At 48.5% G+C, this 26,257-nt stretch carries 23 protein-coding genes; 10 read left to right on the top strand and 13 right to left on the bottom strand.

The features are described 5' to 3' along the window. The first annotated feature begins 36 nt into the window (after positions 1 to 36). From OXH39_05510 to OXH39_05500, 3 genes are all read left to right on the top strand, one after another. A complete protein-coding gene (locus tag OXH39_05510; GenBank protein ID MCY3549899.1) occupies positions 37 to 1,317 on the top strand; it encodes a sulfatase-like hydrolase/transferase in 1,281 nt (426 codons plus the stop codon). Positions 1,318 to 1,444: 127 nt separating this feature from the next. Next, on the top strand, positions 1,445 to 2,383 hold the full coding sequence (locus OXH39_05505) for an ankyrin repeat domain-containing protein (protein ID MCY3549898.1): 939 nt from the start codon (positions 1,445 to 1,447) through the stop codon (positions 2,381 to 2,383). 85 nt (positions 2,384 to 2,468) lie between these two features. Further along, on the top strand, positions 2,469 to 4,802 hold the full coding sequence (locus OXH39_05500) for a glycoside hydrolase family 95 protein (protein MCY3549897.1): 2,334 nt from the start codon (positions 2,469 to 2,471) through the stop codon (positions 4,800 to 4,802). Between the two features lie 112 nt (positions 4,803 to 4,914). On the opposite strand, the gene OXH39_05495 is transcribed toward OXH39_05500, so the two are convergent. The 7 genes from OXH39_05495 to rfbB all read right to left on the bottom strand — a co-directional run bounded on the left by OXH39_05495 (position 4,915) and on the right by rfbB (position 12,094). Further along, entirely contained in the window at positions 4,915 to 5,841 is a 927-nt protein-coding gene (locus OXH39_05495; GenBank protein MCY3549896.1) for a site-specific DNA-methyltransferase, read from the bottom strand. 55 nt (positions 5,842 to 5,896) lie between these two features. Beyond that, positions 5,897 to 6,280 carry a cupin domain-containing protein gene (locus OXH39_05490; GenBank protein MCY3549895.1) on the bottom strand — a complete coding sequence of 128 codons (384 nt, stop codon included), beginning with the start codon at positions 6,278 to 6,280 and terminating at the stop codon, positions 5,897 to 5,899. Positions 6,281 to 6,295: 15 nt separating this feature from the next. Continuing rightward, a complete protein-coding gene (locus tag OXH39_05485) occupies positions 6,296 to 7,513 on the bottom strand; it encodes a GNAT family N-acetyltransferase (GenBank protein ID MCY3549894.1) in 1,218 nt (405 codons plus the stop codon). A 125-nt stretch (positions 7,514 to 7,638) separates the two neighbouring features. Further along, positions 7,639 to 8,685 carry a zinc-binding alcohol dehydrogenase gene (locus OXH39_05480; GenBank protein ID MCY3549893.1) on the bottom strand — a complete coding sequence of 349 codons (1,047 nt, stop codon included), beginning with the start codon at positions 8,683 to 8,685 and terminating at the stop codon, positions 7,639 to 7,641. A 23-nt stretch (positions 8,686 to 8,708) separates the two neighbouring features. Next, positions 8,709 to 10,088, bottom strand: a complete 1,380-nt coding sequence (locus OXH39_05475) for a DNA methyltransferase (protein MCY3549892.1) — start codon at positions 10,086 to 10,088, stop codon at positions 8,709 to 8,711. After that, positions 10,089 to 11,054 carry a phytanoyl-CoA dioxygenase family protein gene (locus tag OXH39_05470; protein ID MCY3549891.1) on the bottom strand — a complete coding sequence of 322 codons (966 nt, stop codon included), beginning with the start codon at positions 11,052 to 11,054 and terminating at the stop codon, positions 10,089 to 10,091. It lies immediately after the preceding gene. A gap of 5 nt (positions 11,055 to 11,059) precedes the next feature. Then, positions 11,060 to 12,094 carry a dTDP-glucose 4,6-dehydratase gene (gene rfbB / locus OXH39_05465; protein MCY3549890.1) on the bottom strand — a complete coding sequence of 345 codons (1,035 nt, stop codon included), beginning with the start codon at positions 12,092 to 12,094 and terminating at the stop codon, positions 11,060 to 11,062. Positions 12,095 to 12,324: 230 nt separating this feature from the next. Between rfbB and OXH39_05460 the strand changes: the two genes are divergently transcribed. From OXH39_05460 to OXH39_05445, 4 genes are all read left to right on the top strand, one after another. After that, complete coding sequence (locus OXH39_05460) at positions 12,325 to 13,263, top strand: aldo/keto reductase (protein MCY3549889.1); 939 nt, start codon at positions 12,325 to 12,327, stop codon at positions 13,261 to 13,263. A 9-nt stretch (positions 13,264 to 13,272) separates the two neighbouring features. Further along, positions 13,273 to 13,578 carry an MTH1187 family thiamine-binding protein gene (locus tag OXH39_05455; GenBank protein MCY3549888.1) on the top strand — a complete coding sequence of 102 codons (306 nt, stop codon included), beginning with the start codon at positions 13,273 to 13,275 and terminating at the stop codon, positions 13,576 to 13,578. A 103-nt stretch (positions 13,579 to 13,681) separates the two neighbouring features. Next, positions 13,682 to 14,374, top strand: a complete 693-nt coding sequence (locus OXH39_05450) for a hypothetical protein (GenBank protein MCY3549887.1) — start codon at positions 13,682 to 13,684, stop codon at positions 14,372 to 14,374. Positions 14,375 to 14,638: 264 nt separating this feature from the next. Continuing rightward, positions 14,639 to 15,865: a hypothetical protein gene (locus tag OXH39_05445; protein MCY3549886.1), complete on the top strand. Its 1,227-nt coding sequence runs from the start codon at positions 14,639 to 14,641 to the stop codon at positions 15,863 to 15,865. Positions 15,866 to 15,948: 83 nt separating this feature from the next. On the opposite strand, the gene OXH39_05440 is transcribed toward OXH39_05445, so the two are convergent. Next, positions 15,949 to 16,800, bottom strand: coding sequence for a sugar phosphate isomerase/epimerase (locus OXH39_05440; GenBank protein MCY3549885.1), 852 nt, complete (start codon positions 16,798 to 16,800; stop codon positions 15,949 to 15,951). A gap of 125 nt (positions 16,801 to 16,925) precedes the next feature. Next, a complete protein-coding gene (locus OXH39_05435; GenBank protein ID MCY3549884.1) occupies positions 16,926 to 17,822 on the bottom strand; it encodes an NAD(P)-dependent oxidoreductase in 897 nt (298 codons plus the stop codon). 261 nt (positions 17,823 to 18,083) lie between these two features. Here OXH39_05435 and OXH39_05430 point away from each other — a divergent pair, with 261 nt between their 5' ends. From OXH39_05430 to ugpC, 3 genes are all read left to right on the top strand, one after another. Further along, a complete protein-coding gene (locus OXH39_05430; protein ID MCY3549883.1) occupies positions 18,084 to 18,674 on the top strand; it encodes a hypothetical protein in 591 nt (196 codons plus the stop codon). 149 nt (positions 18,675 to 18,823) lie between these two features. Continuing rightward, on the top strand, positions 18,824 to 21,109 hold the full coding sequence (locus OXH39_05425; protein ID MCY3549882.1) for a redoxin domain-containing protein: 2,286 nt from the start codon (positions 18,824 to 18,826) through the stop codon (positions 21,107 to 21,109). A gap of 89 nt (positions 21,110 to 21,198) precedes the next feature. After that, the gene (gene ugpC, locus OXH39_05420) at positions 21,199 to 22,293 is read left to right on the top strand and encodes a sn-glycerol-3-phosphate ABC transporter ATP-binding protein UgpC (protein MCY3549881.1); all 1,095 of its coding nucleotides are present in this window, start codon (positions 21,199 to 21,201) and stop codon (positions 22,291 to 22,293) included. 45 nt (positions 22,294 to 22,338) lie between these two features. Here the strand turns inward: ugpC and OXH39_05415 are convergent, their stop codons facing one another. Genes OXH39_05415 through OXH39_05400 form a run of 4 tightly spaced genes read right to left on the bottom strand, consistent with a single transcriptional unit; the run spans position 22,339 to position 26,206 of the window. Further along, positions 22,339 to 23,364, bottom strand: a complete 1,026-nt coding sequence (locus OXH39_05415) for an Ldh family oxidoreductase (protein MCY3549880.1) — start codon at positions 23,362 to 23,364, stop codon at positions 22,339 to 22,341. A gap of 24 nt (positions 23,365 to 23,388) precedes the next feature. Continuing rightward, entirely contained in the window at positions 23,389 to 24,216 is an 828-nt protein-coding gene (locus OXH39_05410; protein ID MCY3549879.1) for an NAD(P)-dependent oxidoreductase, read from the bottom strand. A 23-nt stretch (positions 24,217 to 24,239) separates the two neighbouring features. Then, a complete protein-coding gene (locus OXH39_05405; GenBank protein MCY3549878.1) occupies positions 24,240 to 25,025 on the bottom strand; it encodes a DUF4435 domain-containing protein in 786 nt (261 codons plus the stop codon). Further along, a complete protein-coding gene (locus tag OXH39_05400; GenBank protein ID MCY3549877.1) occupies positions 25,025 to 26,206 on the bottom strand; it encodes an AAA family ATPase in 1,182 nt (393 codons plus the stop codon). The genes OXH39_05405 and OXH39_05400 overlap by 1 nt, the downstream gene beginning before the upstream one ends. Positions 26,207 to 26,257 lie beyond the last annotated feature (51 nt).

Genomic DNA, 26,257 nt, shown 5'->3' with positions numbered 1-26,257 from the left:
ATACACTTCACGATATAATATACTGACGGAGAAATTATGACAAAATTGCCTAACGTCCTCCTCGTTCTCGCGGACGATCACGGTTATGGTGATATTTCCGTACACGGTGGTCCATCAATTCAAACCCCAAATATTGATCGGATTGCTGCAGAAGGGACGCTGTTCACTAAATTTTATGCGAATTCCTCTGTCTGCTCCCCTAGCAGAGCCTCCCTTATGACTGGACGCTACCCGGACAGAGTTGGCGTGCCAGGGGTAATCCGCACGCACCCAGAAAACAGTTGGGGGTACTTTCAACAAGACACTGCTACACTCCCTTCAGTTTTAAAACAGAAGGATTATCGGACTGCACTCATTGGCAAATGGCACCTCGGGCTTGAACCGGAGAACCACCCGTGCAAACGCGGATTCGATCATTTTCACGGTTTCCTCGGCGATATGATGGACGACTACTATACACACCTCCGACACGATATAAATTACATGCGGCAAGGTTTTGACACCATTGATCCGAGAGGACACGCCACAGATCTCTTTACAGAATGGAGTATGGACTTCATTCGTGCGCAAGCCCAATCGTCCGAACCTTTTTTCCTATATCTTGCCTACAACGCCCCGCATACGCCGATCCAACCGCCTGACGAATGGATTGCGCGGGTGCAGGAACGTGAGCCGGATATATCACCACAACGCGCCAAATACATCGCTCTCGTTGAACACATGGATGCTGGCATTGGACGTGTGCTTGATACACTTGCAGAAACCGATCAGTTGTCCAATACACTCGTTATCTACACCTCTGACAACGGCGGATCAATGGATGTCGGAGCACACAACGGTCCGCTGCGTGGGCAAAAGGGAGAAATGTACGAAGGCGGCATCCGAGTTCCAACATGCGCGATGTGGCCCGGACATATCCCTGAAGGACACATTACCGATCAGGTTGCGCTGCTCATGGATTTCTTCCCAACGGTGTGTGAGGTCGCCGGCGCGCCGATTCCAGACGATATTGAAGGACGTTCAATCTGGCAAACCCTCCAAGGAGAACAGCAGAATTTCTCTGAGCGCATCCTTTACTGGCTGCGAAGAGAAGGCGGTCAAAGGTTTCTTGGGGAATCCCAACACGCGGTCCGGCGTGAGGACATTAAGTTGTTACATAACAGCCCCTTTGAACCGTTAGAACTCTACGACTTATCAAGTGATCCGTTGGAAACGACGAACGGTGCCTCGACACAAAAGGACCTTTTCAGAGAAATGGGTCAAATATTTCAGGCGGAAATCCAGCAAGCAGGCAGTATGCCATGGCAAAGGTTATAGTATTTTTGTGCGGTACATGTTACACTTATAGCAAATGAAAAAAACGTATAGACTTTTCTGTTAGGTGTGCTTGGTCAGCACGATGGTTAAATGACAGAATCCTACCCTAAAAAAGGAGGTTGGTATTGTGTGTAAGCAACAAGATGTATCCGATACGTCGGAATTTGGAACCACAGTTGACAAACCGCCCGATTCGCGTCCTGAAGATCGCGATAAGGTCGTTGGAAGGACTTTAGGATCGGGTACCAATTCATCAGTTGCGCGTGTGGTCAAACTTGGCTACACCTCGTTGCATGACGCAGCGCGAGACAATGCTTCTGAAGCAGTAGCAGCGTTATTAGAAAATGGTGCTGATGTCAACGCGAAGGACAAATATGGGTATCCGGCCTTGCACTGGGCGGCATGGCACAATGCTTCTGAAGCAGCAGTGGTGCTATTAGAAAACGGTGCTGATGCCAATGCCAAGAACGACAAGGATTTTACACCTTTACATTGGAGCGCATGGAACAATGGGCATGAGACAGCAGTCGTATTGTTAGAAAATGGTGCTGATGTCAACGTGAAGAATGAAGATGGCGATACGCCGCTCCACTGGGCAGCATGGCACAATGTCTATGAGGTGGAAGGGGCAGCACTGGAAAACAAAACGGAAGTCAACCCGAGGAATAAATCTGGCTATACCCTCCTGCATTGGGCAGCGTGGCGTAACGCTTATGAAACAACGGCTGCCCTACTCGGAAGGGGTGCTGATGCCAACGCGAAGAATAATAAAGGTCATACCCCCTTGCACATTACGGCGGAGGATGATACTTCTGAAGTAGCAGTGGTGCTGTTAGAAAATGGTGCTGATGTTAACACGAAAGACGAAAAGGGCAATACGCCTTTACATATCGCGGCACAGTACAATGCATACGAGACAGCAGTCGTGTTGTTAAAAAATGGTGCTGATACCAGTGCGAAGAATGATAAAGGTCATACCCCCTTGCATATTGCGGCAGAGAAAAAAGCACATGAGACAGTGAAGGTGCTATGCGGTCACCGAGAGCGAAGAGGATGGATAGGGTGATTGTCTTCCATCCAGATAGTAAAGGGTATTACATCATGAGCGCGGAAAAGTAAATGTCGAATTTTTTTAACATGATGGAGGGCGAATGACGAACACAAATATAAATAATCTCGTTTTATGGTATCAGAAACCAGCCCAAGCATGGACAGATGCATTACCTGTCGGCAACGGACGGCTTGGTGCTATGGTGTTTGGTGGTGTTAAACAAGAACGTATCCAACTTAACGAGGAAACCCTTTGGGACGGTGGTCCTCGTGATACCAACAACCCGAAGGCTTTAGAAGCACTCCCGAAAGTCCAGCAGTTGCTCTTTGACGATAAAAACGAAGAAGCGACTCAGCTTGCTGGCGAGACGATGCTCGGCGTACCAGAGCGTATCAAATCCTATCAATCCTTAGGCGATCTGTTTTTGGAATTCGAGCATGATGGCGACCCTACTGAATACCGTCGAGAATTAGATTTAGATACAGGCATCGCTCGGACGACCTATCGGCACGGCACTGTCAATTTTAGCAGAGAAATTTTCGTAACGGCAGTGGACAATCTTATTGTTATAAGAATTGAATCCGATACGGTAGGACAACTCACTTTCGACGTGACGATGACACGAGAACAGGATGCCACCGTCGAAGCAATTGCTGCGAATATCCTTCGGCTTGACGGGCAGTGCGGCGACAACGGCATGCACTTTTCGGCTTATCTACAGATGTATTTTGAGAGTGGAGAAGAGCAATCGGAAGGCGATCGGCTTTCTGTGCGAGGTGCAAACGCTGTAACACTCTTGCTCGCCGCTGCGACGAGTTACGTAAACCAGACAGATGCGAGTGGAAACCCGCACGCACTTTGTGAAAATTATCTTGCAGATATTGAGACCAAGTCTTACGCTACAATTCGAGCAGACCATATTGCTGAGCATCAATCCCTCTTCCAACGGGTAGATATCGATCTCGGTTCTACCGACGCGGCAAACCTTCCTACTGACGAACGCTTAGACGCAGTAAAAGCAGGTGCGTCAGATCCAGCACTTATCACACTTTATTTTCAATACGGACGCTACCTGATGATGGGAAGCTCGCGACCGGGATGTCTGCCTGCGAATTTGCAAGGCATCTGGAATGAGCACATGAACGCACCTTGGAACAGCGATTTCCATACCAATATCAACCTTCAGATGAACTATTGGGTTCCTGAAGTCTGTAACCTCTCAGAGTGCCACCTACCGCTGTTCGATTACATGGACACGCTCGTTGAACCGGGGAACCGGACAGCAAAAATCCATTACGGTGCTGATGGCTGGGTCGTTCACCACCTCTCCGACATTTGGGGTTTCACAACGCCCGCTGACGGTATTTGGGGTATCTCACCTGTGGGTGCTGCGTGGTTATGTGAACATGTATGGGAACACTACCTGTTCGGCGGTGATAAGGACTTTCTTATTGAACAAGGGTATCCACTCATGAAAGGCGCAGCCCGTTTCATGCTCGACTTCCTTATTGAAGCACCGGAAGGCACGCCTTTTGCTGGAAAACTCGTCACGAATCCGTCACACTCACCAGAAAACAGCTTCCTGAAACCTGACGGCACGCGTTCCCTCTTTACTTATGCCGCCACCATAGATCTCGAAATTATCCATGAACTTTTCACCAACTGCATCGCCAGCATCGATGTCCTCGGCGGTGATGCTGAATTCCGCACCGAGCTGGTTTCCGCGCTGGAACGACTCGCACCGCTTCAGATTAGCGAGAAAACGGGACGGTTACAGGAGTGGGTGTTTGACTACGACGAACCGGAACCGGGGCACCGACACATGTCTCACATGTATGCTCTCCATCCGAGCTGCCAGATTACGCTGCGTGGAACACCAGAGTTGGCGGCAGCAGCAAGAAAATCGTTAGAATATCGATTGGCGCACGGCGGCGGACATACAGGATGGAGCCGTGCGTGGCTTGTCAACTTCTGGGCACGACTTGAGGATGCTGAGGAGGCATATACCCACCTCCAAGCACTTCTGGCGAAATGCACTTTGACGAACCTTTTCGATACACACCCTCCCTTCCAGATCGATGGCAATTTCGGCGGCACCTCCGGCATCGCGGAGATGTTGCTTCAAAGCCATGCAGGAGAGGTTCACCTGCTGCCTGCACTTCCAAAGGCGTGGGGCACTGGAAGCGTCAAAGGATTACGTGCCCGTGGTGGTTTTGAGGTGGAGATGACATGGGAAAATGGGCAACTCACCGAAGCGAAACTTTATTCCTCGCTTGGGCGAGACTGCACGCTACGGACAGATGGCACTGTCTCGGTAACGTGTGATGGCGCACCGGTTGATACAGAACAATCGGACTCGGTTGTGAGGTTTAAAACCGAAGCAGGGAAAAGGTATGCAATTTTAGTTCTTTCGTCTTCCACCCAGGCTCGGTAGGTGCGGTCTCCTAACCGCAACGGACTTCGCGAATAAATTAACCGATTAATTTTTTAATCTTCATTTCGACACATTACCGGTTTCAGATGAGAGCAGAATAAAAGTCCAATCGTTAAAGAACTGGTAAACGCGGCTGATCGGTATATTGCTGGATCCGCTCGTTTGCCAGTTTTATATATTTCTCTTCAATGTCGTATCCGATATAGTGCCTTCCCGATTTCAAGGCACTTAAGCACGTTGTGCCGCTGCCACAGAACGGATCCAAGACAATATCATCAACAAAGGTATAGAGTTGAATTAACCGGTGTGGAAGTTCTTCGGGAAATGGGGCGGGATGACCGATACGTTTGGCTGAAACGGCAGGAAAATCCCAAACGCTTTTTGTCCACTCCAAGAAATCTTCTTTGCGAATAGAATTCTCTTTACCGTTGCGTTTTCGGGAGAACGAGTCCTTAGAGAAGACGAGGATATATTCATGAACGTCTCTCAACACCGGGTTTGCCGCCGATAACCAACTCCCCCACGCCGTTGAGCTACCTGCACTTGAGGCTTTATCCCAGATGATTTCACCCCGCATGTAGTAACCTATCGCTAACATATCCTCTATGATGTAACTATGCAGTGGGATGTAGGGTTTCCTCCCTAAGTTGGCGATATTAATACACGCCCTACCGCCGGTAACCAATTTCTTGTAGGTTTCGGCAAAGACCGCGTAGAGGAGTTCCCTATATTCTTCGAGCGATAGATCGTCGTCGTATTCCTTTTTGGCATTGTAAGGCGGGGATGTAACCATCAGGTGGACGCTTGCATCCGGGATTTCGGACATCTGTGCACTGGAAGCACAGTAGAGTCGATCAAGATTCTCAGTAGAGATAGGGTTTTCAATCCACTCATCAGGTTCCGGCGGCTCCTGATCGGCGTAGAGCTTGCTCCCATAAAATCCACTGGCATCGTGATTGATTCTGCCGGACGTTCCGAATGCGCTCGTTTGTGTGCCACCTTTTCGAGACTCAGAATTGTTTTTACTCGTCCTTTCCATCTTTCTAACCATCCCGGGATATCTGTACTGTCTTCACTGTTCCGTTGTGTGATACCTAACTGTTTCCGCCAATCACAATGAGGAACGCACTATCTTCGCTCGCATAGACACTATGAAGGATGTCGTCTGTAAAGGTAACACCGTCACCTTGTTCCAGCGTTATTTTATCAGCACTTGTTGTAAATATGATGCTTCCGCTAAGCGTAATGACGGCAGCAGCGGCAGGTGCCGAGTGCTCCTCAAGCGTAGTTCCGGCTTTCAAAACAACCAGAACAACAGTGAGTTCATCCCCACGGGCGAGTGTCAGCGAGGATCGACCTGACGTAGCGAATGCGGCTTCTTCCATGAGTTTTTCAGCCATTGACACAAGTGGAAATGACTTCGTCAATGATGTATTTAGATCTACAGGTCTGTACGATCTTTCAAATGATATATTCATTTTTTCCTCATTTTTTTAATACTGGTCTGGAGCCCAGAAGATGACATCGCGTTTGGGAAACAGCATCTCTAAGAACGCCGAGATTTCTGGAGAGACCAAAGCGTCAGGGCTTACCTGCTCCCACCCTATTTCGCCGAACAGGAGTTGCCAAAAATCTGCTTCAGATAGATCAACTCCCAAGTCAACTGCGTCGGCATCTTCAGGAACGATTTGGAGTGTGCCATCCGCATTGTGCCGCAGTACTATCTGTTGATTATTGAAAACTGGCAGTTTGACAGCAAGCGGTGGAAACATCTCTTCAGCATCCGCAATTCGCGATTCCCACCCGACGACAAGGCGGCGCAAAAGCACTGGCAAGTGCACAGCATAGAGCATCATCGCAGTGTATTCCGTCGGGGTTACCCGACCGTTGCATCTTGCTATTAGGCGTTCTGCAAACGGATGCTGAGAAGGGAATCTACCACCTATTTCCTCAACCCCTTGTGCTTCACACGTCTGCCAAAAATGGGATACAAGTGCATCCAAAACCAGCGGATTATCGGGTGCGTATCCGACTTCGCGCACCTCAACACGCTTTCCTTCTATTTCATAGTTGAGATACCCACCGATATGTCCATTTTGATGTGCAATGACGGTGGGAAGAACGCCACGGATGCGTGAGGGTGCCATATCCCAATAGGCGCGTGTCCGGGCAATAGTTCCGCTCTGTTCGGCGTTGGTGAGATCGTACAGTGCTGCAACCGCGTCCAAATCCGTTTCTGAGTTAAAATCGGTTACCTGCCACCCCGATGAATCTGTCTCGCGCGTTGAGGTGTTGTACGTTATATTGAAGCCGTGTAGCGGCAAAGATGTCCATCCCAATCGCTGGTAAAATGTCTCTGGAATAATCGTAAACAGCACGCCGAGATCACACCCCGTTGTCCGCAGATAGTCGATTGTATCGCGCATAAGGGCAGACGCGTAGCCGACACCGCGGTAATTCGGATGGGTACAGACACCACCGATGCCACCCATTGTTACGAGGGATGCACCGACCTGCATCCGCCGTTCCCAGACGCGCAAGGTTGATACAACCGTGTCGTTCACCACAACGACACGGGTCTGCGGAAGCCTATAGCTGCTATCTCCTCTGACATACTGCCAATAGCGTTCATGTCCATCGGGGTTAAATGATATGCAGCAAAGTTCAACAACCTGCTCTAACTCTGATTCACGCGCTCCCCTAATTTCCATATTCCGAATAATCACCTTTCTTTAACAAAAGACCCGTTCGTAGTGGCGCAATTCATTGCGCCTTGGATATGCGGCATTCATAAGTGCTTCAAAATCTCTGAAATGCGATTTTTTCAGATTTGGTATTACATTGAGAAGACGACACCCAACGCCTCATTCGGCGTTTGGATTAATTTCTCACATGCCTCAGCGGCTTGGTCAATCGGTACAACATCCGTAATCAAAGGATTCACCTGAATTTTGCCTTCGGACATCAACCGCAGTGATAATTCCAAGTTGCGTTGTGTGGGCCACGGGACGAACACCGGTGGATAATCCGCGCCGTGTTCATAATCCTCGTCGTGGTAGCCGGGTCCGGTACGTGCAGCACTGATAACGTCCACATTGCCGAGTCCTGCTGCGAAACCGTGTGTAATGTTCGCGCCCCCAACGATAACAATCCGTCCAACTTTGTGTGTATCCGGTGCAGTCTTCAGCATCGCTCGGATCTGCTGAAACGCGCTCGTCGCATCCCCACCGAAGGCGATAATCCCACAATCCATGCCGTAGCCGTTGGTGAATTCCGTTGAGATGGGAATCGGGTCCGTTTCAGATACGTTTATCGCGCGGTGTACACCGGCTTTCTCAGCAATGTCTATCCGTAACGGCAACTGGTCTAAACCGATAACGTAAGCACCCGCGGTTTTGGCGATCTGGCACGCAAATTGCCCAACGATACCCAGTCCAGCGACGACAACGTTTTCACCGATACGGATACGCCCGCGTTGCACGGCATGCAATGCCGTTGCAGCAAGATGAATAGAAGCGGCTTCCTCATCAGCGACAGCATCGGGAACCTTCGCGCATAAGTTGTGCGGTACACAAGCGTACGTGGCGTGGAGTGCGTAGCCACCGCCCATACCAGCCACCCTATCGCCGATCTCAAATTCATCGCAATCGCCTTCCTTACCGACAACGACACCGGCGTTGGTATATCCGAATGGCCGCTGTCGCACTTCGGAACCTGGAGTCTCGCGCCGTCGTTTGACACCACCGAGTTCCGTCCCAGGACTTACCATCGAGGCGCGAACTTCAATCAACAACTGTCCGGGTTTCGGTGCAGGCGTTTCCTGCTCCTCTGTCCAGATACGTCCTGCCTCATTCATCATCACAACTTTTCTTGTTTCACTCATAAATAATTCTCCGCGTTTTTGAATTAGAGAATCCCTTGTTCTTGTAGTTTCGCCAGCAATCCTGCTTGTGTCCCTGTGCCTTTGGTTGAGTTACATGCACCACACAGCAACTGCAAGTTATCAAGAGCGTCAGTGCCGCCGTGCTTACGGGGTACGATATGGTCTACTGTCATGTTGCGAAACGGAAACTGCGTTTGGCAGCCATTACACAAACCTTCTTGTTTGCCATACAACGTATGCTTATGTGTTTGATAATTCGGCAGTTTTTCACTGCGTTTCGGGATATCGGTGCGATGGATAACGGCACCCAAAAGCCCGACCTCCTTCTCCAAGCGCATCCGCACCAAGTCAACTGCCTTTTTTGAAATATCAATGCCGATCCACTGCCTCGCAAGTCGCTCTGCTGCAACACATGTCGTCGCACACCCACAGAACGGATCAAGGACAACATCTGCTTCGTTGCTACTCGCCTTGATGATACGTGCAAGTAAGGCAAGGGGCTTCTGGGTTGGGTAGCCAGTGCGTTCCTCTTTTGCAGGTGGGCGTACGTCATCCCAGATATTACCGTAGGACGCGCCTTTGTAGTCTTTGAGGTATTTCCGCCGTTCTAATTTCCCATCAGCCCGAATAACGATATTTCCTTTTTCATACTCCTCTTCCAAACGTTCTTTGCTCAACCGCCAGCCAGATGGATGCGGATTGACGAATCCACGCCATTCATAGCAAAGATTTGGACGAGGACCCATACTTGGCGAGGACCAAATATGGGCGGAGTCGTTGTAATATCGCTCGCCGTTCTCGTCAATGTGTTTGAATTTCTTTAAAATTTCGGTTTCTGTCAATTCTCTTTCTGGACGCAATGCTGCCGATGATGATCCTGCATAATACAAGAGTATATCTGCATTATTGCCCCACCGCGTGCTGCGGTGCTGGGAGCCTTTTTGTGTAGAAGTTGCCCGTTTCCATGTGATCTCAGATCGGAAGTTGTTTTTTCCAAAGATGCTATCCATCAACACTTTCAGATAATGGCTGGCTGTCGGATCGCAATGTAGGTAGAGACCGCCTGTCTTTTTCAAGATGCGTTTCATCTCTAACAACCGCACCGCCATCATAATCAGGTAAGATTTCATAGATTTGCCATGTATTAACTCGGATACATGGATAGTTTGATACAAGGCGGGTTCGCGGTCGGCGATCTCACCGTGCCATGCGTTATCCACATCCGAGAGGGTCCACGTGTCTTTAAACGCCGCGCCTGCTGCCTGGCTTCCGATAGGTGCGGCATAGCTCCGATTGGAATTAAACGGTGGATCCAGATAGATCAAATCTACTGACTCGCTGTCCATACCGCGTAGCACAAATAGATTGTCATTCTCAAATATCGTTCGGTTCTTAATGTTCATTTACCGATAAGGCTCCAGATCAATCCCCGGATATGCCTGTTCAAGACGGGCAAGAGCTTCCGACGTATAGTAGGCATCGCCAAGGTCGGGCCACCCTAAAACACGTCGCACAGCAGGTGTCGTTTGCGCGACAAATTTCATGTAGTTTGGGCTGCCCCAACCGGGCACTGGGCGCGTTGTTTTACACCAATCGTCATTGTCGGCACGGTGGAAGTGGAACCCCATCCACCCACGCTGTCTACGCTTATTCTCAAACGGTTGTGCCGCGTGAACCAAGTAACTTGAGCGGAACGACACACTCCCCGCTTTCGCCGTAAGCGGAACCGGATCCGCGAGTTCTCCTTTAAACTCACGCAGATCAGGAATACCCATTCCGCCCGCTCTGCCCGGATACTTCGCCCATATTTTATCCAACTGGTTTTGTGAACCCGGACAGACAAGCATCGGCGCGCCATCTAATTCAATATCGTGTACAAAGATAGCGGTCAGAACATATCCGTAGCGTTGCCAATCAGGGTGTGGTGGCAAGGGTGAGTTCGTCGCATTGTCAATGTGGTAACCCTGCCACGGATGTTCACTATGACGACTATCGGTGAGACCTTCGCGAAAGAAGATCTGCCCATAACCGAGCCGAATTTCTTCGGTATCTAACAGCTGCTTTGCAATCGCTAAATATGCTTCGTTTTCAATCAGTTTATCCACGGCTTCCAAGCCCGTCGGGAAATGCACTGCCTTTCCAAAAGGCCCCGCAAGTCGTTGCATATCACTGTTCTTTTGATATGCACTTTTCAGTGCGTCTGGCTGCGGACCCCACTTCGCTTGATATTCGGTGTAAGTTAATCCATCATAAGCATTCCGTTCAATATCTTCTAACGCGGGCGCAATTATTTCCGGTGAAAATACGTTGGGCACCACGATTATTCCATCTCGTTCCCATGTTGCCAGCTGTTCCGTTGTCAGTTGCATCAGGTCTACCTCCGTGTGAACGTTTCCCATTTATCCTCTTGAACCACTTCGCTGCCTGCCTTCTGTTGAATCGTCTGCCACCATTCCTGATTTTCGACGTACCACTGAATCGTCTCGTGCATGCCATCCTCAAAGGCGATAGCTGGTTTCCACCCGACATCACGGGCGATCTTTTCTGAGTCTAAGAGATACCGACAGTCGTGTCCCGGTCTGTCAGGAACGTAAGTTTTCAACGTCTGTGGCTTGTTGAGAACATCCAAGATGAAATCGCTAATTTCTTCAATACTCTTTTCCACACCGCTCCCAACGTTATAAGTCTCACCGATTTTGCCGTGCTTGAGCACCGCTGCGATTGCCGCGCAATGGTCCTCGACATGCAGCCACTCGCGTCGGTTATGACTGCTCCGATAGAGCGTTAAAGGTAAATCTCGGATCGCATTCGTTGTGAAGAGTGGAATCAACTTCTCCGGGTGCTGGTAGGGCCCGTAGTTGTTCGCACAATTAGAAATCGTTACCGGCGCGCCGAAACTATGAAAGTAAGCGTTCACGAGATGATCTGCCGCCGCTTTAGAGGCGTTATAAGGTGTCTGTGGACGATAGGGTGCATCTTCACTAAACCTATTGGGCGAATCTAAATGGAGTTCGCCGTAAACCTCACATGTAGAAATATGATGGAACCGTTGGATATCGTACTTTTGAGCCGCGTCCAGTAATACCTGTGTACCCATCACGTTCGTCTCAAAGAAACGCCGTGGATGCAGAATTGCACGACTGTTGTGTGACTCCGCAGCGAAATTGACGATCGTATCCGGACACTCCCCTTTCAAAACACTTTCTACAACAGTAGAATCCAGAATACTCCCCTGTGCAAACTTGTACCGTTCTGGGTAGTGTGCCGCTATATCCTTTAGATTGGAGAGATCCCCAGCGTACGTCAGGAGGTCAAGGTTAACGATGGCATCATCTGAGTGGTGTTGCAGCCAGTATCGGATGAAGTTGGTTCCGATAAATCCCGCACCACCAGTGACCAGTAATTTCATTAATGATGGGTTCCCTTTCGCGGAGTCAAACGCATAACCATATCTTATCAGAAAGAGATATCACCTGTCAATTCAAATTCGTCTTCGGATGGAGAGATCAAAACTACGGAAAAAAATTAAATATTTCTTGACAAATAATTGTAAATTTCGTAAGATAGTGAACAGATTCAAACCGTGGCATTTTCCAAACGCGGGGATTCGTGCCTTGCGATCTTGTGAGGGGAAAAACAGTGCGCAAACGCGAATTAGAGAGCACAGGATTAACCGTCTCTGAAATCGGTATGGGAACATGGGAGCTCGGTGGACGCGAATGGGGTAACATCGGTGAGACCGATGCCGTTGATCTCCTTCGATACGCCTTCGAGAGCGGTGTTACCTATTATGATACGGCTGATCAATATGGTGGCGGACGCGCAGAACGCCTACTCGGTGAGGCTTTTTCAGCACTCGGCGACAAGGTCGTTATCGCCACAAAACTCGGCTATGAATTGGACTCTGACGGGTGGATTAGCCAAGGGTGGGAACATCCATCGTTCAATGTTTCACCTGACTATATCCGATCAGCAGTTGAAGGCAGCCTCACACGGTTAAAGAGGGACGTTATAGACATCTACCAATTCCATGGACCACCGCCGGCACCCGAATGGGACGACGCGTTTGGAACGATGGAAAACCTCAAAGCCGAAGGCAAAATCCGATTCTATGGGATGGGTCTCGGCAGCGAGGCAGATGCCCTAAAGGCGATGGAAGAAACCGATATCTCTTCGCTGATGCTTACCTACAATATCCTTGCACAAGAGATGGCAGCTCCTGTAATGGAAACCGCCATTGAAAAGGGGGTTGCTGTTATCGTCCGACAACCATTGTCCTCAGGTTTACTCTCTGGACAACTCGGGCCGGATACTGTCTTTGCGCAGAACGATTATCGCAAGACATGGTCCCGTGAAAAGTTCCTCGCCGATCTGGAACGGGTAGAAGTGGTGAAGTCCATCATTGGAAACAAAGCGCGTAGCCTTCCACAAGCCGCTCTCAAATTTATCTTGGCACACCCCGCAGTCTCCTGTGTCGTGCCAGGGATGATGACACCGGCACAGGTTGATGATGGTGTCGCGACATCGGATGCGGCATCTCTGCCGCCTAACGTTTTGGAACAATTACGCGGTAATTGAGGGAATTACATGAAAGTTATCGCGGATCTCTGTGTTGTCCCGATGGGTGTCGGTGTATCGGTTTCTAAATACGTTACCGCGTGCGAAAAGGTGCTAAAAGAGGCAGGTTTGGAAACGAAGCTGCATGCTTATGGTACCAATATTGAAGGTGAGTGGGACGTTGTGTTTGCGGCAATTCGACGGTGCCACGAGGTCGTCCATGAAATGGGGGCACCCCGAATCACAACGACACTCAAGTTTGGGACTCGAATTGACAGAACCCAAACAATGAAAGATAAGGTTAGCAGTGTCAAAAATCAATTAAGGATAGAATAAACGATAGCAGTTTTCAAATTTAATTGAAAATTTAATTTGACATTTTTGGTAACTTGTGATAATCTATCACGTTAGTTGAATATTAAGGAGGTTAAACTAAAAAATGAAAAGCAGATACGTACTTTTGGCAGTGTGTGCTATCGGATTTCTTCTTACGGCACAATTTGCCACTGCCTTAGACAAAATTGAAGGTCCTTGGATGTGGATGATCACCGAGAGTCCCGCTGGTGGCGGTGGTGCCGCCGTAACAGATGACGACGGTATCAAGGACGCAACAAAGGGTAAACTGACCGAAGAAGACGTTGCCAAAGAAGGGATTACCGATAAAGTCCTGAAGGTCAAATTTGCTGAAAATTACGAATGGACCGAGGGAGAAATTGCCGCAGTCGGTGGTAACAATATCAACGACACGCTCCTAAAGATTAAGTTGGGTCCCGGTGGCGATATCAACGACCACTGCTCCTATGCCGTGATCAACGCTGTATCAAAGGTTACGAAGAAAGGCGTTGAAGCCCGCGTCGGTAGCGATGATTCGGTTAAGGTCTGGATGAACGGCGACGAGGTTCACAAGAACGCTGTCAATCGCGGTGCTGGTGATTTTCAGGACACATTTGATGTGGACTTGAAAAAAGGCGATAACGTTTTCATGGTTAAAGTCTGTGAGCGCGGCGGCGGCTGGAGCATGTTCGCCGGTATTGACGCGGATTTGGACTACAACCTGAAGTTCAAAGGACTTCCCGTTGAACCCGCTGGCAAATTAGCGACAAAGTGGTCAGAAGTTAAAAGTTCTTACTAAGTTGGTGTTTTAACCGGTATTACCGTTCCGAGGTTCTTAATCCGGAATTGTTTTTATCGGTTAAAACCGCACAAAATTTTTTGTGCTTGATTTAATTGTGGTATATTTTATATACTACTCTAAAGAAGTTGTCCTATTTTGTAAACACCGACACGATACTGCAGCCGTGATCTCTTGATTCAGGCGCAACCGGACACACAAAAATGGGCAACACTAATTCACTCTGTTTGATTTATAAAGTAAAAAATTGATTGGAGGATTTCCATGTATAGGAAACTATTCACAATAGGGTTGGCATGTCTCATAGTACTTTTCGCCATGACGATGACCGCTAATGCCCAAGATAAAATTACCGGTCCATGGCTCTGGATGATTGCCCCAACCGAAGCCAACCAAGGCGGTGCAGCTTCTACTGATGTGGATTCACTCGCTGAAGCCAGCGGTGGTGAAGTCACTGAACAGATGGTCGCAGAAAACGGTGCTAACGCAGGTGACAAAGTCGGTGATCTGGAATGGACAGAAGGTGAGATTTCTGCAACCGGCGGTAACAACGTCAACGATCTCGTCAATGAGATTGGCTTGGGTGAAGGTGATGTCAATGACCATTCGTCTTATGGACTAATCACGCTCGTATCCGCTTCTGATCAGAGCGGCGTAGATATGAGAGTCGGCAGTGATGACTCTGTCAAGGTCTGGCTCAATGGTGAAGTGGTTCACACGAACGCGGTCAATCGTGGTGCTGGTGATTTTCAGGACACATTTCAGGTTGATATAAAGCAAGGTGATAACCTCTTACTCGTGAAGGTCAGTGAGCGTGGTGGGGGTTGGAGCATGTTCGCCGGTGTTGATGCCGATGTGGAAACTGCCATAAGACCCGCTGTTATTGGTGTGGCCGGGAAAATTACCGGTCCATGGCTGTGGATGATCGCTGCAACTCCATCTGGTCAAGGCGGCGCGGCTTCCACCGATGTGGATTCACTCGCTGAAGCCAGTGGTGGTGAGGTCACTGAAGATATGGTCGCAGCAAACGGTGCCAGTGCAGGCGATGCTGTCGGTGATTTAGAATGGACAGTCGGTGAAATTTCTGAAACCGGCGGTAACAACGTCAACGATCTCGTCAACGATCTCGGTTTGGGTGAAGGCGATGTCAACGACCATTCGGTTTATGGATTGATCATCCTTGACGCTCCTGAAGCTCAAGAAGGCGTTCCAGCGAAAGTCGGTAGTGATGACTCTGTCAAAGTCTGGTTCAACGGTGAGGTTGTCCATAACAATCCAGTCAACCGTGGTGCTGGCGACTTCCAAGATGATTTCAAAGTTAACTTGATCGCAGGTAAAAATGTCCTATTGGTGAAGGTCAGCGAACGTGGCGGCGGTTGGAGTTTATTCGCCGGTGTCGGTGGTATATGGGAAGTTTACACCGGTGGATTTGTTTCTGTCGAACCTGCTGGTAAACTCTTCACTACTTGGGGAAGTTTGAAAGCCAGATAATAGGTCTTTGTACCTTAGAAATAAAAAAAGGACGCAGTCTGTATATCACATATTGACTGCGTCCTTTTTTCTTTTTCGTCTCTCTATCGTCCCATGAGTTTCATAAAGACAGGTAACGACTCTCTAAATCCATCTTCGCGCGTTCCACCCTCTGGTGTATAGACACTCTCCAAAGAGATCGCACCATCATATCCATCCTGTTTCAACGCGTCCACAATGTCATTGTAGTAGGGGTCCATCTGCCCTTGACGCATCGCACAGAAATCAAATGTTGCCGCTGGGAGATTCACGACACCGTCTTTGAGATGGACATGTGCAAGAGAGTCGCGGATCATTTCGTAGCCGTCCGGATAAGGGACTTCAGTACAATAGAGTGAGCTGCACGGATCCCAGAGGACTTTCAGATGTGATACGCCTAACTCGTCAATTAGTTTTCTGGCAAGGTATGCCGATGTAACATTCCCTGAGATTGCAGTTTCAATGACAAGTGTAATGCCTGCGGTATCAGCGATTCGCAAGGGTTCTTCCAACCGATTCAGGAGCGTTGTCCATGCGTCTTCGGAGATAATCGGCTCCGCCCCAAAAAGGACCATCTCTTTCCGAAAACTGAAAATCCGTACCAGATTTGTGCCGAGTGCTTGGGCAACGTCGATACACCGCTGCAAGGTTTCAATGTGGTCACGATACGCAGGCGCGTCAACCGCTGTGTCCACAGGAAGTGCCGAGAGATTATGGTGTGAGATACACGATACTTTTAAATCGCGATCATCGATTAATCCTTTGACCCGCTCGATATCTGCATCTGTCAGATCGCCGACCTGTTTCTCCCAAAGGTACTGCAATTCAACGTATTCTAAGCCGATTTCTACCATTGTGTCGAGTGCGTACTCGAAATCCCGACTAATTCCATCCGTGATTGTCCCCAGTTTGAACATTCAATTCCCTTTCAATTTCTTGCGTTTGAACAAATAACAGAAGTTCCTCTCTTCCAATGTTGGAAAGATTGGAGGATTGGGTGTCCACTGCCGCTTCCAGCCTTCCACTCTTCCGTTTTTTGGTTTCATTCTTCCGTTTTTTTGATTTCAATGCCTGCGATGTTTTCGAGGATTTTGATAATCGTCCAGTTATCCTCATCAGGATTTACTGCCTTCCCCGCTTGAAAGAGTTCAAAGGCAGCACTCGCTGCGAAAAGAGGGACACCACATTCACTCGCCATATTTTTCGCTAACGTGAGGTCTTTATACATTGTACCGATATTGCTCTGTCCCTTGAAGTTCCGATCCAAGATGTTTTGGGTTGTATCCGTGAAGAGGAAATTCCCGACGACGCTTGTACTGACGACATCGCGAAGTGTTTCCGGTGTTACACCTGCCTTCACTGCAAGTGTTAGCGCTTCAAAGATACCTGCATATGTGGTCCCTATTAGTACTGCAAGTGCGGATTTGACGGTTTGTCCCATGCCAATTTCTTCCCCGACATGGTAGATGTCCCGTCCGACTGCTTCAAGCACCGGTTTTGATGCTTCAAACGTCTCGGTTAGTGCCGACACCATCATTGTGAGTGTGCCCGCAGCCGCGCCCGGTGCGCCCCCACTAACAGGCGCGTCAATGATATTGATTCCTTCCGCTGTCACCAGTTCGGCAACCTCCATCACCTGTGAGCGTCCGATAGTCGCTGTACAAATGACTGTAGAGCCTGGTTTGAGGCCTGCCAGCAGCCCGTCTTCTGTGAGTAATGCTGCTTTAACTTGTTCGACATTCAGTACCATGATAAAGACGGCATCCGCGGCGGCACCCACTTCACGCGGCGATGCGGCGGCGTTTGCCCCTTCTTGTGCGAGTGTTTCTAACGGCTCTGGGCGGACATCGTATACCGTCAGTTCATGTCCGGCTTTCAAGATATTCCTCGACATCCCCATGCCCATATTGCCGACCCCGATGAGTCCAACTTTTGCCATAAATTACCTCAAAGCATCTTCTGAATAAAACAGTATGTAGCACATACCCTGGTTGTTTTGTCCTTAGGGCAACCACAGCAACTGCGCCAACACATCGCCAACACATATCGGTAGAGTCTACCATGAATCTCCAGAAATGTCAATTGGTTTCTCGATTCGGACGCGGAATCTGAAAATGCTTGAGAAAATGCTTGATTTATTTGGAGAAAGATGGTAAATTAATTTTAAATTAGATTGATTTGGACGCTAAGGAGTCTTCTCATGGATGTAACATACACATCAGCAATCGCTGAAGCTATCGAAAAATTAGAAGCAGGGAACCCACTCCCGACACTCGTTCCACAGAAAGCGTGGAGCAGTGAATTGACGGATGCCTTAGAATCGGCATCCCTTGATGATCTTTTTGAGGGAGAATCGCTGAAAAATACGACGTTTGCGGAAGCCATCAAAAGCGGCTTGCTCCTATGGAACGACGCACTGGACGAATCCCATAATATCTCGCAAGAGTTAGGAAACCAGACGGGCAGCTACTGGCACGGCATTATGCATCGTCGTGAACCGGACTACAGCAACTCCAAGTATTGGTTCGGCAGAGTTGGGCCACACCCAATTTTCCCAGCACTTCGTGAGCGCGCACTCGAACTTTTCGAGGGAACACAAAATCCATCGGACGCGCTCGCAGACATCGGACAGACTCTTGCGGCGCAAGAAGAGTGGGATGCTTATCAATTTATCGATTGGTGCCAAGCTGCCGAAGGTGCCGCTGATTCGGATGTAACCCGTTTCTTGCAACAAGTGCAGGCGGAAGAGATTAAATTGTTATTGGCGTATTCCTACCGAAACGCCGTTTAACACACGCTAATTTGTCTGAAGGAGACAGACAATGTTTCCGCGCAATAAGGGTATCGGAACAAACAGCTGGTATTACCTTATCATTGAGTTTTACTATAAAACGTTGCACACAGATTCAAAGAGATCCGACAAATCTGAGGAGGTCGACGATGTACTCCCGAAATGAAAGACATTCACAACAAAGCGGAAATAGAGGTTTCCGTGCGCATCTCGTTTGCGCACTCATAAGCCTTGTGCTAATAGGCTTTTGTGCGAACTTCGTTGATGCGGCTTCGATAAACGCAGCTTACAAGTATCAGGAAATCAAGGCAATTTCTAAAAATCTCAAAAAGCAGAAGACACAGGAAGAGTTAGAGCGGTTGGTTGAGAAATCCGAAGAATTTGTTGCAGCGCATCCAGAATACAAACGGGTGGATGAGGTTTATCATCTCCTCGGTAACGCCTTAGTGCAGCTAGGGCAAGTTGAAGAAGGCATTGAAGCCTTTGAAAAAGTCGTTAAAGACTATCCAGAGGCTCGTTATGTTGAACGTTGCCTGTTAGATTTAGGATTGGCGTACGATAAACTTGGCAATCACGACGCAGCAGACGGTGCCTACCAGAAATTGATAGATCACCCGAAGTATGGTAAACGATCGCAAGCGAAATTTGCGAAGCGACTCCTTGAACAGGATAAAGCCGATCGAACGGGTGAATTACCGAAACCGCCTGGGGCAAGCCCAGGACCGGGAATGACTTCCAGTGAGTGGATTGGTAAACCAGCACTTGACTTTCAGGTAACGGATCTGAAAGGCGAAGAACTCTCGTTGGAAAAATACCGAGGACAGGTTGTGCTTCTGGATTTCTGGGCAACGTGGTGTGGACCCTGCATCGCAGAAATACCGAACGTTAAGCGAACTTACGAAAAGTATAAAGATCAGAAGTTTGAGATTATCGGTATTAGTTTAGACAGGTCCATAACACCTCTTGAGGAATATATTGAAAAAAAGGAACTCGGATGGGTTCACTATTGGGACAACAGTGGCAAGGTTAGTAATATGTATAAGGTGCGGGGGATTCCGTCCACCTTCCTAATTGACGGTGAGGGGACCATCCGCAAGACAAACCTCCGTGGACACGCGCTTGAACATGCCGTCGAGGATTTGGTGAAGGAAAATCTCGCGAAACCTGCTAAAACAGATGAAGACAGTTCTCAATCACAGTCGATACCTGCAACAAAAATCCTGAAACAGGAAACAACTTCTCAAAAAGATGAATCAATTAAGCCTTCCAGGACAAATCCAAGTGAGTGGGTCGGTAAACCTGCCCCAGATTTTCAGGTAACGAATTTGAAAGGTGAAGAACTTTCTTTGAAAGACTTCCGAGGGCAAGTTGTGCTGCTGGACTTCTGGGCAACATGGTGCGGACCCTGCATTGCCGAGATGCCGAAAGTGAAGCTGACCTATGAAGCATACAAGGATCAGAATTTCCAAATCATCGGCATTAGCTTGGATAGGTCAAAGCAACCCCTTGAGGAATATATTGAAAAAGAAGGACTTGGGTGGATTCACTACTGGGATGAAAGTCGGAAGTTAAGGACGCTATACGGGGTGTGGGGAATCCCATCAGCTTTTTTAATTGACAGTGAAGGGATTATCCGAAAGGCGAGCCTCGGCGGTTTTGATGTCGAATCTGCCGTTGCGGAATTGGTGGAAGAAAATCTCTCGAAACCTGTCGATGCCCCAATAAGAACACCTTCCGATCCGCCTGACGGTGCGCAAAATGTAGAACCCAATGTCAAAGAAATTATCAGCGAGGCTATCGCTGCGCACGGCGGACTTGAGAAACTCGAAGCAGTGAAAAGCATTGTGATGGAATCTGAGAGTTTTGAACACCTTCCGGATGGAACCATGCAGGACGAGGGACCGGCGAAAACATACTTTGATGCCAATAGGGTCCGCAGTGATTGGGGTATTCACGCCCAGAAGGATAACCACCTAATCTTTGATGGAGAATCGGTGTTTGTGATAGCAGCCGGAGAGGTCAAACCTGTTCCACCGGAAGAGACTAAATTTTATGTTAGTTTCTTTAAGGATAGTCTTTTCCGAGAACCTATGTGGCTTTTGGCAACCCTCTCGAAAAACAATGTTCCCGTTCAATACATAGGAACAGAACAGGTAAAGGGTGAGTCTACATCCGTTCTCCTCGTTACGCAGCCTTCTGGGAAGAAGTTGAAAGTCTTCATTAGTGAAGAAACCCATTACGTAATCCAGTTTAGCTATGACGTTGAGATAGGAGGAGGCGTGGAAAACGTGGTAGCATTCCTTGACGATTATCGGGACGTAGATGGCATTAAAATTCCGCATTATCGTACGACAAAAAACGGGGAATACCGACGAGTTTTTATCACCGACATCACGCTGAACACTGAAATTGACGAAGCACTATTTCGTCCCTGAGAATAAATGCGGACGTAACGCTGTTCCTCATACCTTGCTGGCGGGATTTGAAATCCCGCCTATTTGCAGCACCTCATTAACACAGAATTATGGCACACCTTACCTTGAAAGATGTCACCAAAATTTACGACGGTGATGTTCTTGCAGTCGAACAGGCGGATTTTCAGATTCCAGATGAGTCGTTTACGGTGCTTGTCGGTCCGTCGGGTTGCGGCAAATCGACAATTTTGCGGATGATTGCCGGGTTGGAAGAGATAACGGAAGGGGACATCTATATTGATGCGGAACGCATTAACGACATCCCTCCTAAAGACAGGGATATCGCCATGGTCTTCCAAAACTACGCCCTTTATCCACACATGACGGTGTATAAGAACATGGCGTTTGGGTTGAAACTTCGCAAATACTCGAAGGTGGAGATTGACGAGCGCGTTAAAGAGGCAGCGGAGATTCTGAGCATTTCACATCTCTTGAACCGCAAACCGAAGCACCTCTCCGGTGGAGAACGTCAACGCGTCGCTGTCGGCAGAGCAATCGTTCGACACCCCAAGGTCTTCCTGTTCGATGAACCCTTGAGCAACCTCGATGCAAAACTACGTGTGCAGATGCGGATGGAAATCAGTCGGCTGCACGACCGGCTCAACGCCACCATCGTCTACGTCACACACGACCAAGTCGAAGCGATGACGATGGGAGACCAGATCGTAGTGCTCAATGAGGGGAAAATCCAGCAGATTGCCGATCCGGGAACGCTCTATCATAAACCCGCGAATCAATTCGTCGGGGGCTTCATCGGCACGCCACCCATGAACTTCATAGAGACGCAGATCGTGAATAACGGTGGTGCCCCAACCCTCAAATTTGAAAACTTCAAAGTGGAATTGAACGCGCAACTCCAATCGGCACTGAACAAAGTTTCAGGCGATTCGGTGACACTCGGTATCCGTCCAGAGGACATCCACGTGGGTGAAAACGAGGAGAACAGCGTTGGTACACAGGTGGAATTGGTTGAGCCGCTCGGGAATCATGCGCTTTTATATCTGCGGACAGAGAAGAACAACTTCGTTGCGCAATCGGATCTCATCAATGTGCCGCAACACAACGCTCAAGTAACGGTCAACTTCAACATGGAGAAGGCACACCTATTTCACCCAGAAACAGGTAAGTCATTGACGGTAGGATAATAAAGGTGTTGACTGGATAGTGGACAGCACGACGGAGTGTGCCTACTACTGTAATAATATTTGAATTTGTGCCCATGTTTCCGCGTCTACCGGAATACCGTCCCGTTCCCGTCTGCGTTGCTCTTCCCAACCGCGTTCACCCGGCATCCGAATCGCGTCAACGCCAGCAGCATGCTTCGCTGATTTAATATACTCGATAAAACGCTCTATCTCCGCACTGAACCCCGGAAACTCCCTAAAACTCGCAACGTTAATTACCAGTACGAACAACCCATTGCCGACGCGGGCATCCTCACTCTTGCTACACCCCGCGCCTGTAAGCGCACCCGATAGAATATCAACAATGACACTCAGCCCGAATCCTTTGTGCGCAGCAATCCCACCGAACGGCAATATGGCGGCGGGTGGCGTACCATAGAAGTCGCCAGCATCAGTGGTTGACTCGCCTTTCGCATCAATTAACCATCCGTGCGGCACCGCTTCGTCCCGATGCTGTTTGACCCGAATCTTCCCCGATGCAACAACACTCGTGGACATATCCAACACAATGGGATCTTGCCCCTCAATCGGCACTGCACACGCGATCGGATTAGTAGAGAGTCTGCCTTCAACGCCACCGTGCGGTGCGACACATGTGCCGCCGCCATGATCGTTCGCCATGAGCAGTGCGATCATCTCCACATCTGCAGCGAGGCACGCATATCCGCCTAACCTGCCCACCTCATTGCACCGTGAAACAGCGACAGAACTAACATCTGTCTGCCTCGCCTTCTGGATTGCCAACGCAACGGCGCGCGTCGCTATTACGGGACCGAACCCCCAATTCCCATCTAACACCGCGATGGATGCAGATTCGTGCAGTGTCTCTATAGAAGCACCGGGCTGGATTAATCCCTCCTCCAGTTCACGGACATATTTCGGGAGGTGGATAACGCCGTGTGAATCGTGTCCGACGCGATTGGCATCCACCATGGAGCGGGTCACGATTTCTGCTTCGGCTGCCGGGATATTTAATTCTTGAAAGACGTTGAGGCAAATTTCGGTGAGGTCTTCCGCTGTAAAGTTCGGCATTGTGGGAATCCTTAAAGGAGGGAATTACTTGTCTTTCGCCTGCTCCAATAATTCTGCCAACCGATCAGCAAAGCGAACTTGACTGTCGTCCTCTGGTGCATAGCCTATCACTTTCCGAGCGTTGGCGATGCTCCAGAACTTATGTGAGTTGTCGCTGATGCCGTAGAAAATCTGGAACGGGATTCCGTTTTCGTCCTCTATGTTTTCCGTCTCAATGCTTTTGACGAAGAGTTGGACCTGATCCCGGACGCTCAAATACGCGCCGAGTCCTCGGCGCATCGCTTTCAAATCGTCTGCTGAAGAATTCGCCATATCTGTCTCGCGCGGTCCACCGATACGCAACTGGACGTTCTGCAGCTTCGTGCCGCCAACATGTCCAGTGGCAAAGACAAAACCGAGATGCTCATACGCCTCTTTTGCCCACCCGTAGAAGTTATCGGAGAGCGGACGCATTTCCGGTGTCACCACATCCCATTTATCTGCCCAGATAAGACGCTCGTAATAGTCGGCGGCGTGGTTGGAACTACAAACGACGACACGCCGGACATCGGTTTCAACGCAGGTTTGGTAGAGGTTATATGCCATTTGAACGTTGGCAAGCTCGTTCTCAAAACTGCCACCTTTAAAGGCACAGTGGACGACTGCATCAACGCCTTCAAAATGGTGGCGGTATACGTCTCGATCAGGATCCGTGAGTTCAGCGATTTGAATCCCTTCGACTTCCTCTCCCTGTCGATTTGTGGTCTTCACGTCCAGCAGTACGAGTTCGTAACGTTGACGAAATTCTGGGAGCATCCGTCCGGCGACATAGCCTGATGCACCAGTGATAAGGACTTTTCTGGGGTTTGACATTTGTTTAGTGTTTCCTTCTGATGTTATTTTGATGGTGTACCGGGAAGTAGACGTTGTGCTGCGATTTTTTGCTTTACTTTTTCCATTAATCTATCCAGCAACGGGTGCTCTTCTGGCATTCTAAGTGCTAAGTTGTAGAGAGCGTAATCGTTAAGGGTTGCCTTCTCAAAACCGTGAGTGGGTTTGCTCAGAAAACGAACTAATAACTGGAAAAGTTGTTTTCCTCTAAGTAAAAGTTGATATGCGGATCTGATTTGCCGCACTCGTTCCGCGTTAGGAGTGTGAAAGCCGTGGCGTGTGCAAAAGTCGGCATCCAATTCAGTTGTACCAGGTGGAACCATTTCATCACAATGCAGATTGAGATTTGGAGCGTTTCCTGCTAAATACTCCTCAACGGCAAATGCAAACCATGTACTGATAGAATCCAAGATTTGTTGATATTCTGCTGTTTCGTTATCATCTAACAAACGTTCCAATTCAGCATCGAAATACAAGTCGTTTTCAATACTGTATCCGTTAGTCCAAATAACATCCTCGTAACCTGGCCCAATCCCTGAGAACAACCACATATCCTGATCTGCGATAAAAGCAACAGGAACATGGGCAAATTCGCTTCTACGTTCATAAACTTGAAGTAATTTCTTCCTTCCTCCGCAAGGCAATGGGACTACTTCAAGTATTTCAATTCGCTTGGTTAATTCCCGATAGATAATTACATCATCATCCCCCTCAACAACAATTCTCGGCTTGCGAGACCTCCGCAGAACACCAACTAACTGCTCCACTGTCATTGGATTCGGTGTTGGCATTAAGTCTCTCCTTGATATCCCCGAGTATCATCTAACATAAATTCTTTATCAGGATACATGGTGTAGATGAAAGGCGAATGTGTTGCTACAAAAAACTGGTTAGTCGTTGCTTGTTGAAACAGAGTCGGCAAGAGGATCCCTTCCCAATCCACATGCAGGCTTAACTCGGGCTCATCAATAAAAATAGTTGTGTCTTTGCTAAATGCGTTGTAACAAAGAAAACTAAGCATCTGCTTTTCACCAGAAGAGAGTTTATCAGAGGAAACAGCATCTTTTGCTTTTCCAACAGTAATTCCATCGTCTTCTTCTCCCAAAGTAATCCCGTCGGTAGTTTCCCCACGAACAACCCGCCCAGTAACACGTATCGCTTCATATCGGAGAATCTTCCGAGATAACTCAGACAACACAGAAAACGGCTTACTCAATTGTTCCCGTTCCTTATTGACTTTCTGGATAGCGTCCAGAAGGGCGGAAGCATCTTGAGGAATTTCAGAAACTTTGTTCTTATCTGGATTGTTTTGTATCTCTTTTGAAATCTCTTCTAATACCTGTGCCTGGCGTGTGGTGATTTCCTCATAAATATCAGCGTATTGCCGCGTGAGTAGTTCACGAAGATCCTCTGTTGAGATCGAAGCAATGAACTTGTGTTCGTTGATTGACACCTCATCGGAAAATCTCAACATTGAATCTTGAAGCATTTCTGGCGCGGAAGCGCGAAATCTTATCGCTGAATCGTCAGTGTCCGTTGCAACTCGCGAAAAACCCCCCTCAATTCTTCTAAAGGTTGGGAAGAATAGACTTTGCTTGGTCGTTCGCGCGATCCGTTTTTCAAGTGCATTTACCCAACCCACATCCTTGCGAGCGATCCTTCCAGTCTCCGCATCAATGACAATAAATTCGCACACTCCTTCCTCTTTACCAAAACTGTAATCAAGCGTAACTTGGTCAGGTTCAACCCGTTCCATGTCCAAAGCGAACAGATCCGTTTGAATTGAAACGGCATGAAACGGAATTTCAAGCACAATTTGCTGTAGATTACCGCTTATGAAGTACCATATCAACTTCAGCAGGGTCGTTTTACACGATCCATTTGGACCAGTAAAAATATTCAAATCCTCATGAAATTTAAATTTACCACTGAGTCGATTATTAAGTCCCTTAACTTCAAGACTTCGTATCATACCTCATCTCCTTCCTCCAATTTCAAACACGGTCAATTTACAGAAAACTTA

It is taken from the genome of Candidatus Poribacteria bacterium (assembly GCA_026702755.1).
Classification (GTDB): domain Bacteria; phylum Poribacteria; class WGA-4E; order WGA-4E; family WGA-3G; genus WGA-3G.
Note: the sequence above shows the minus strand (reverse complement) of the source record. Positions and strands in the feature narration are given on the sequence as shown.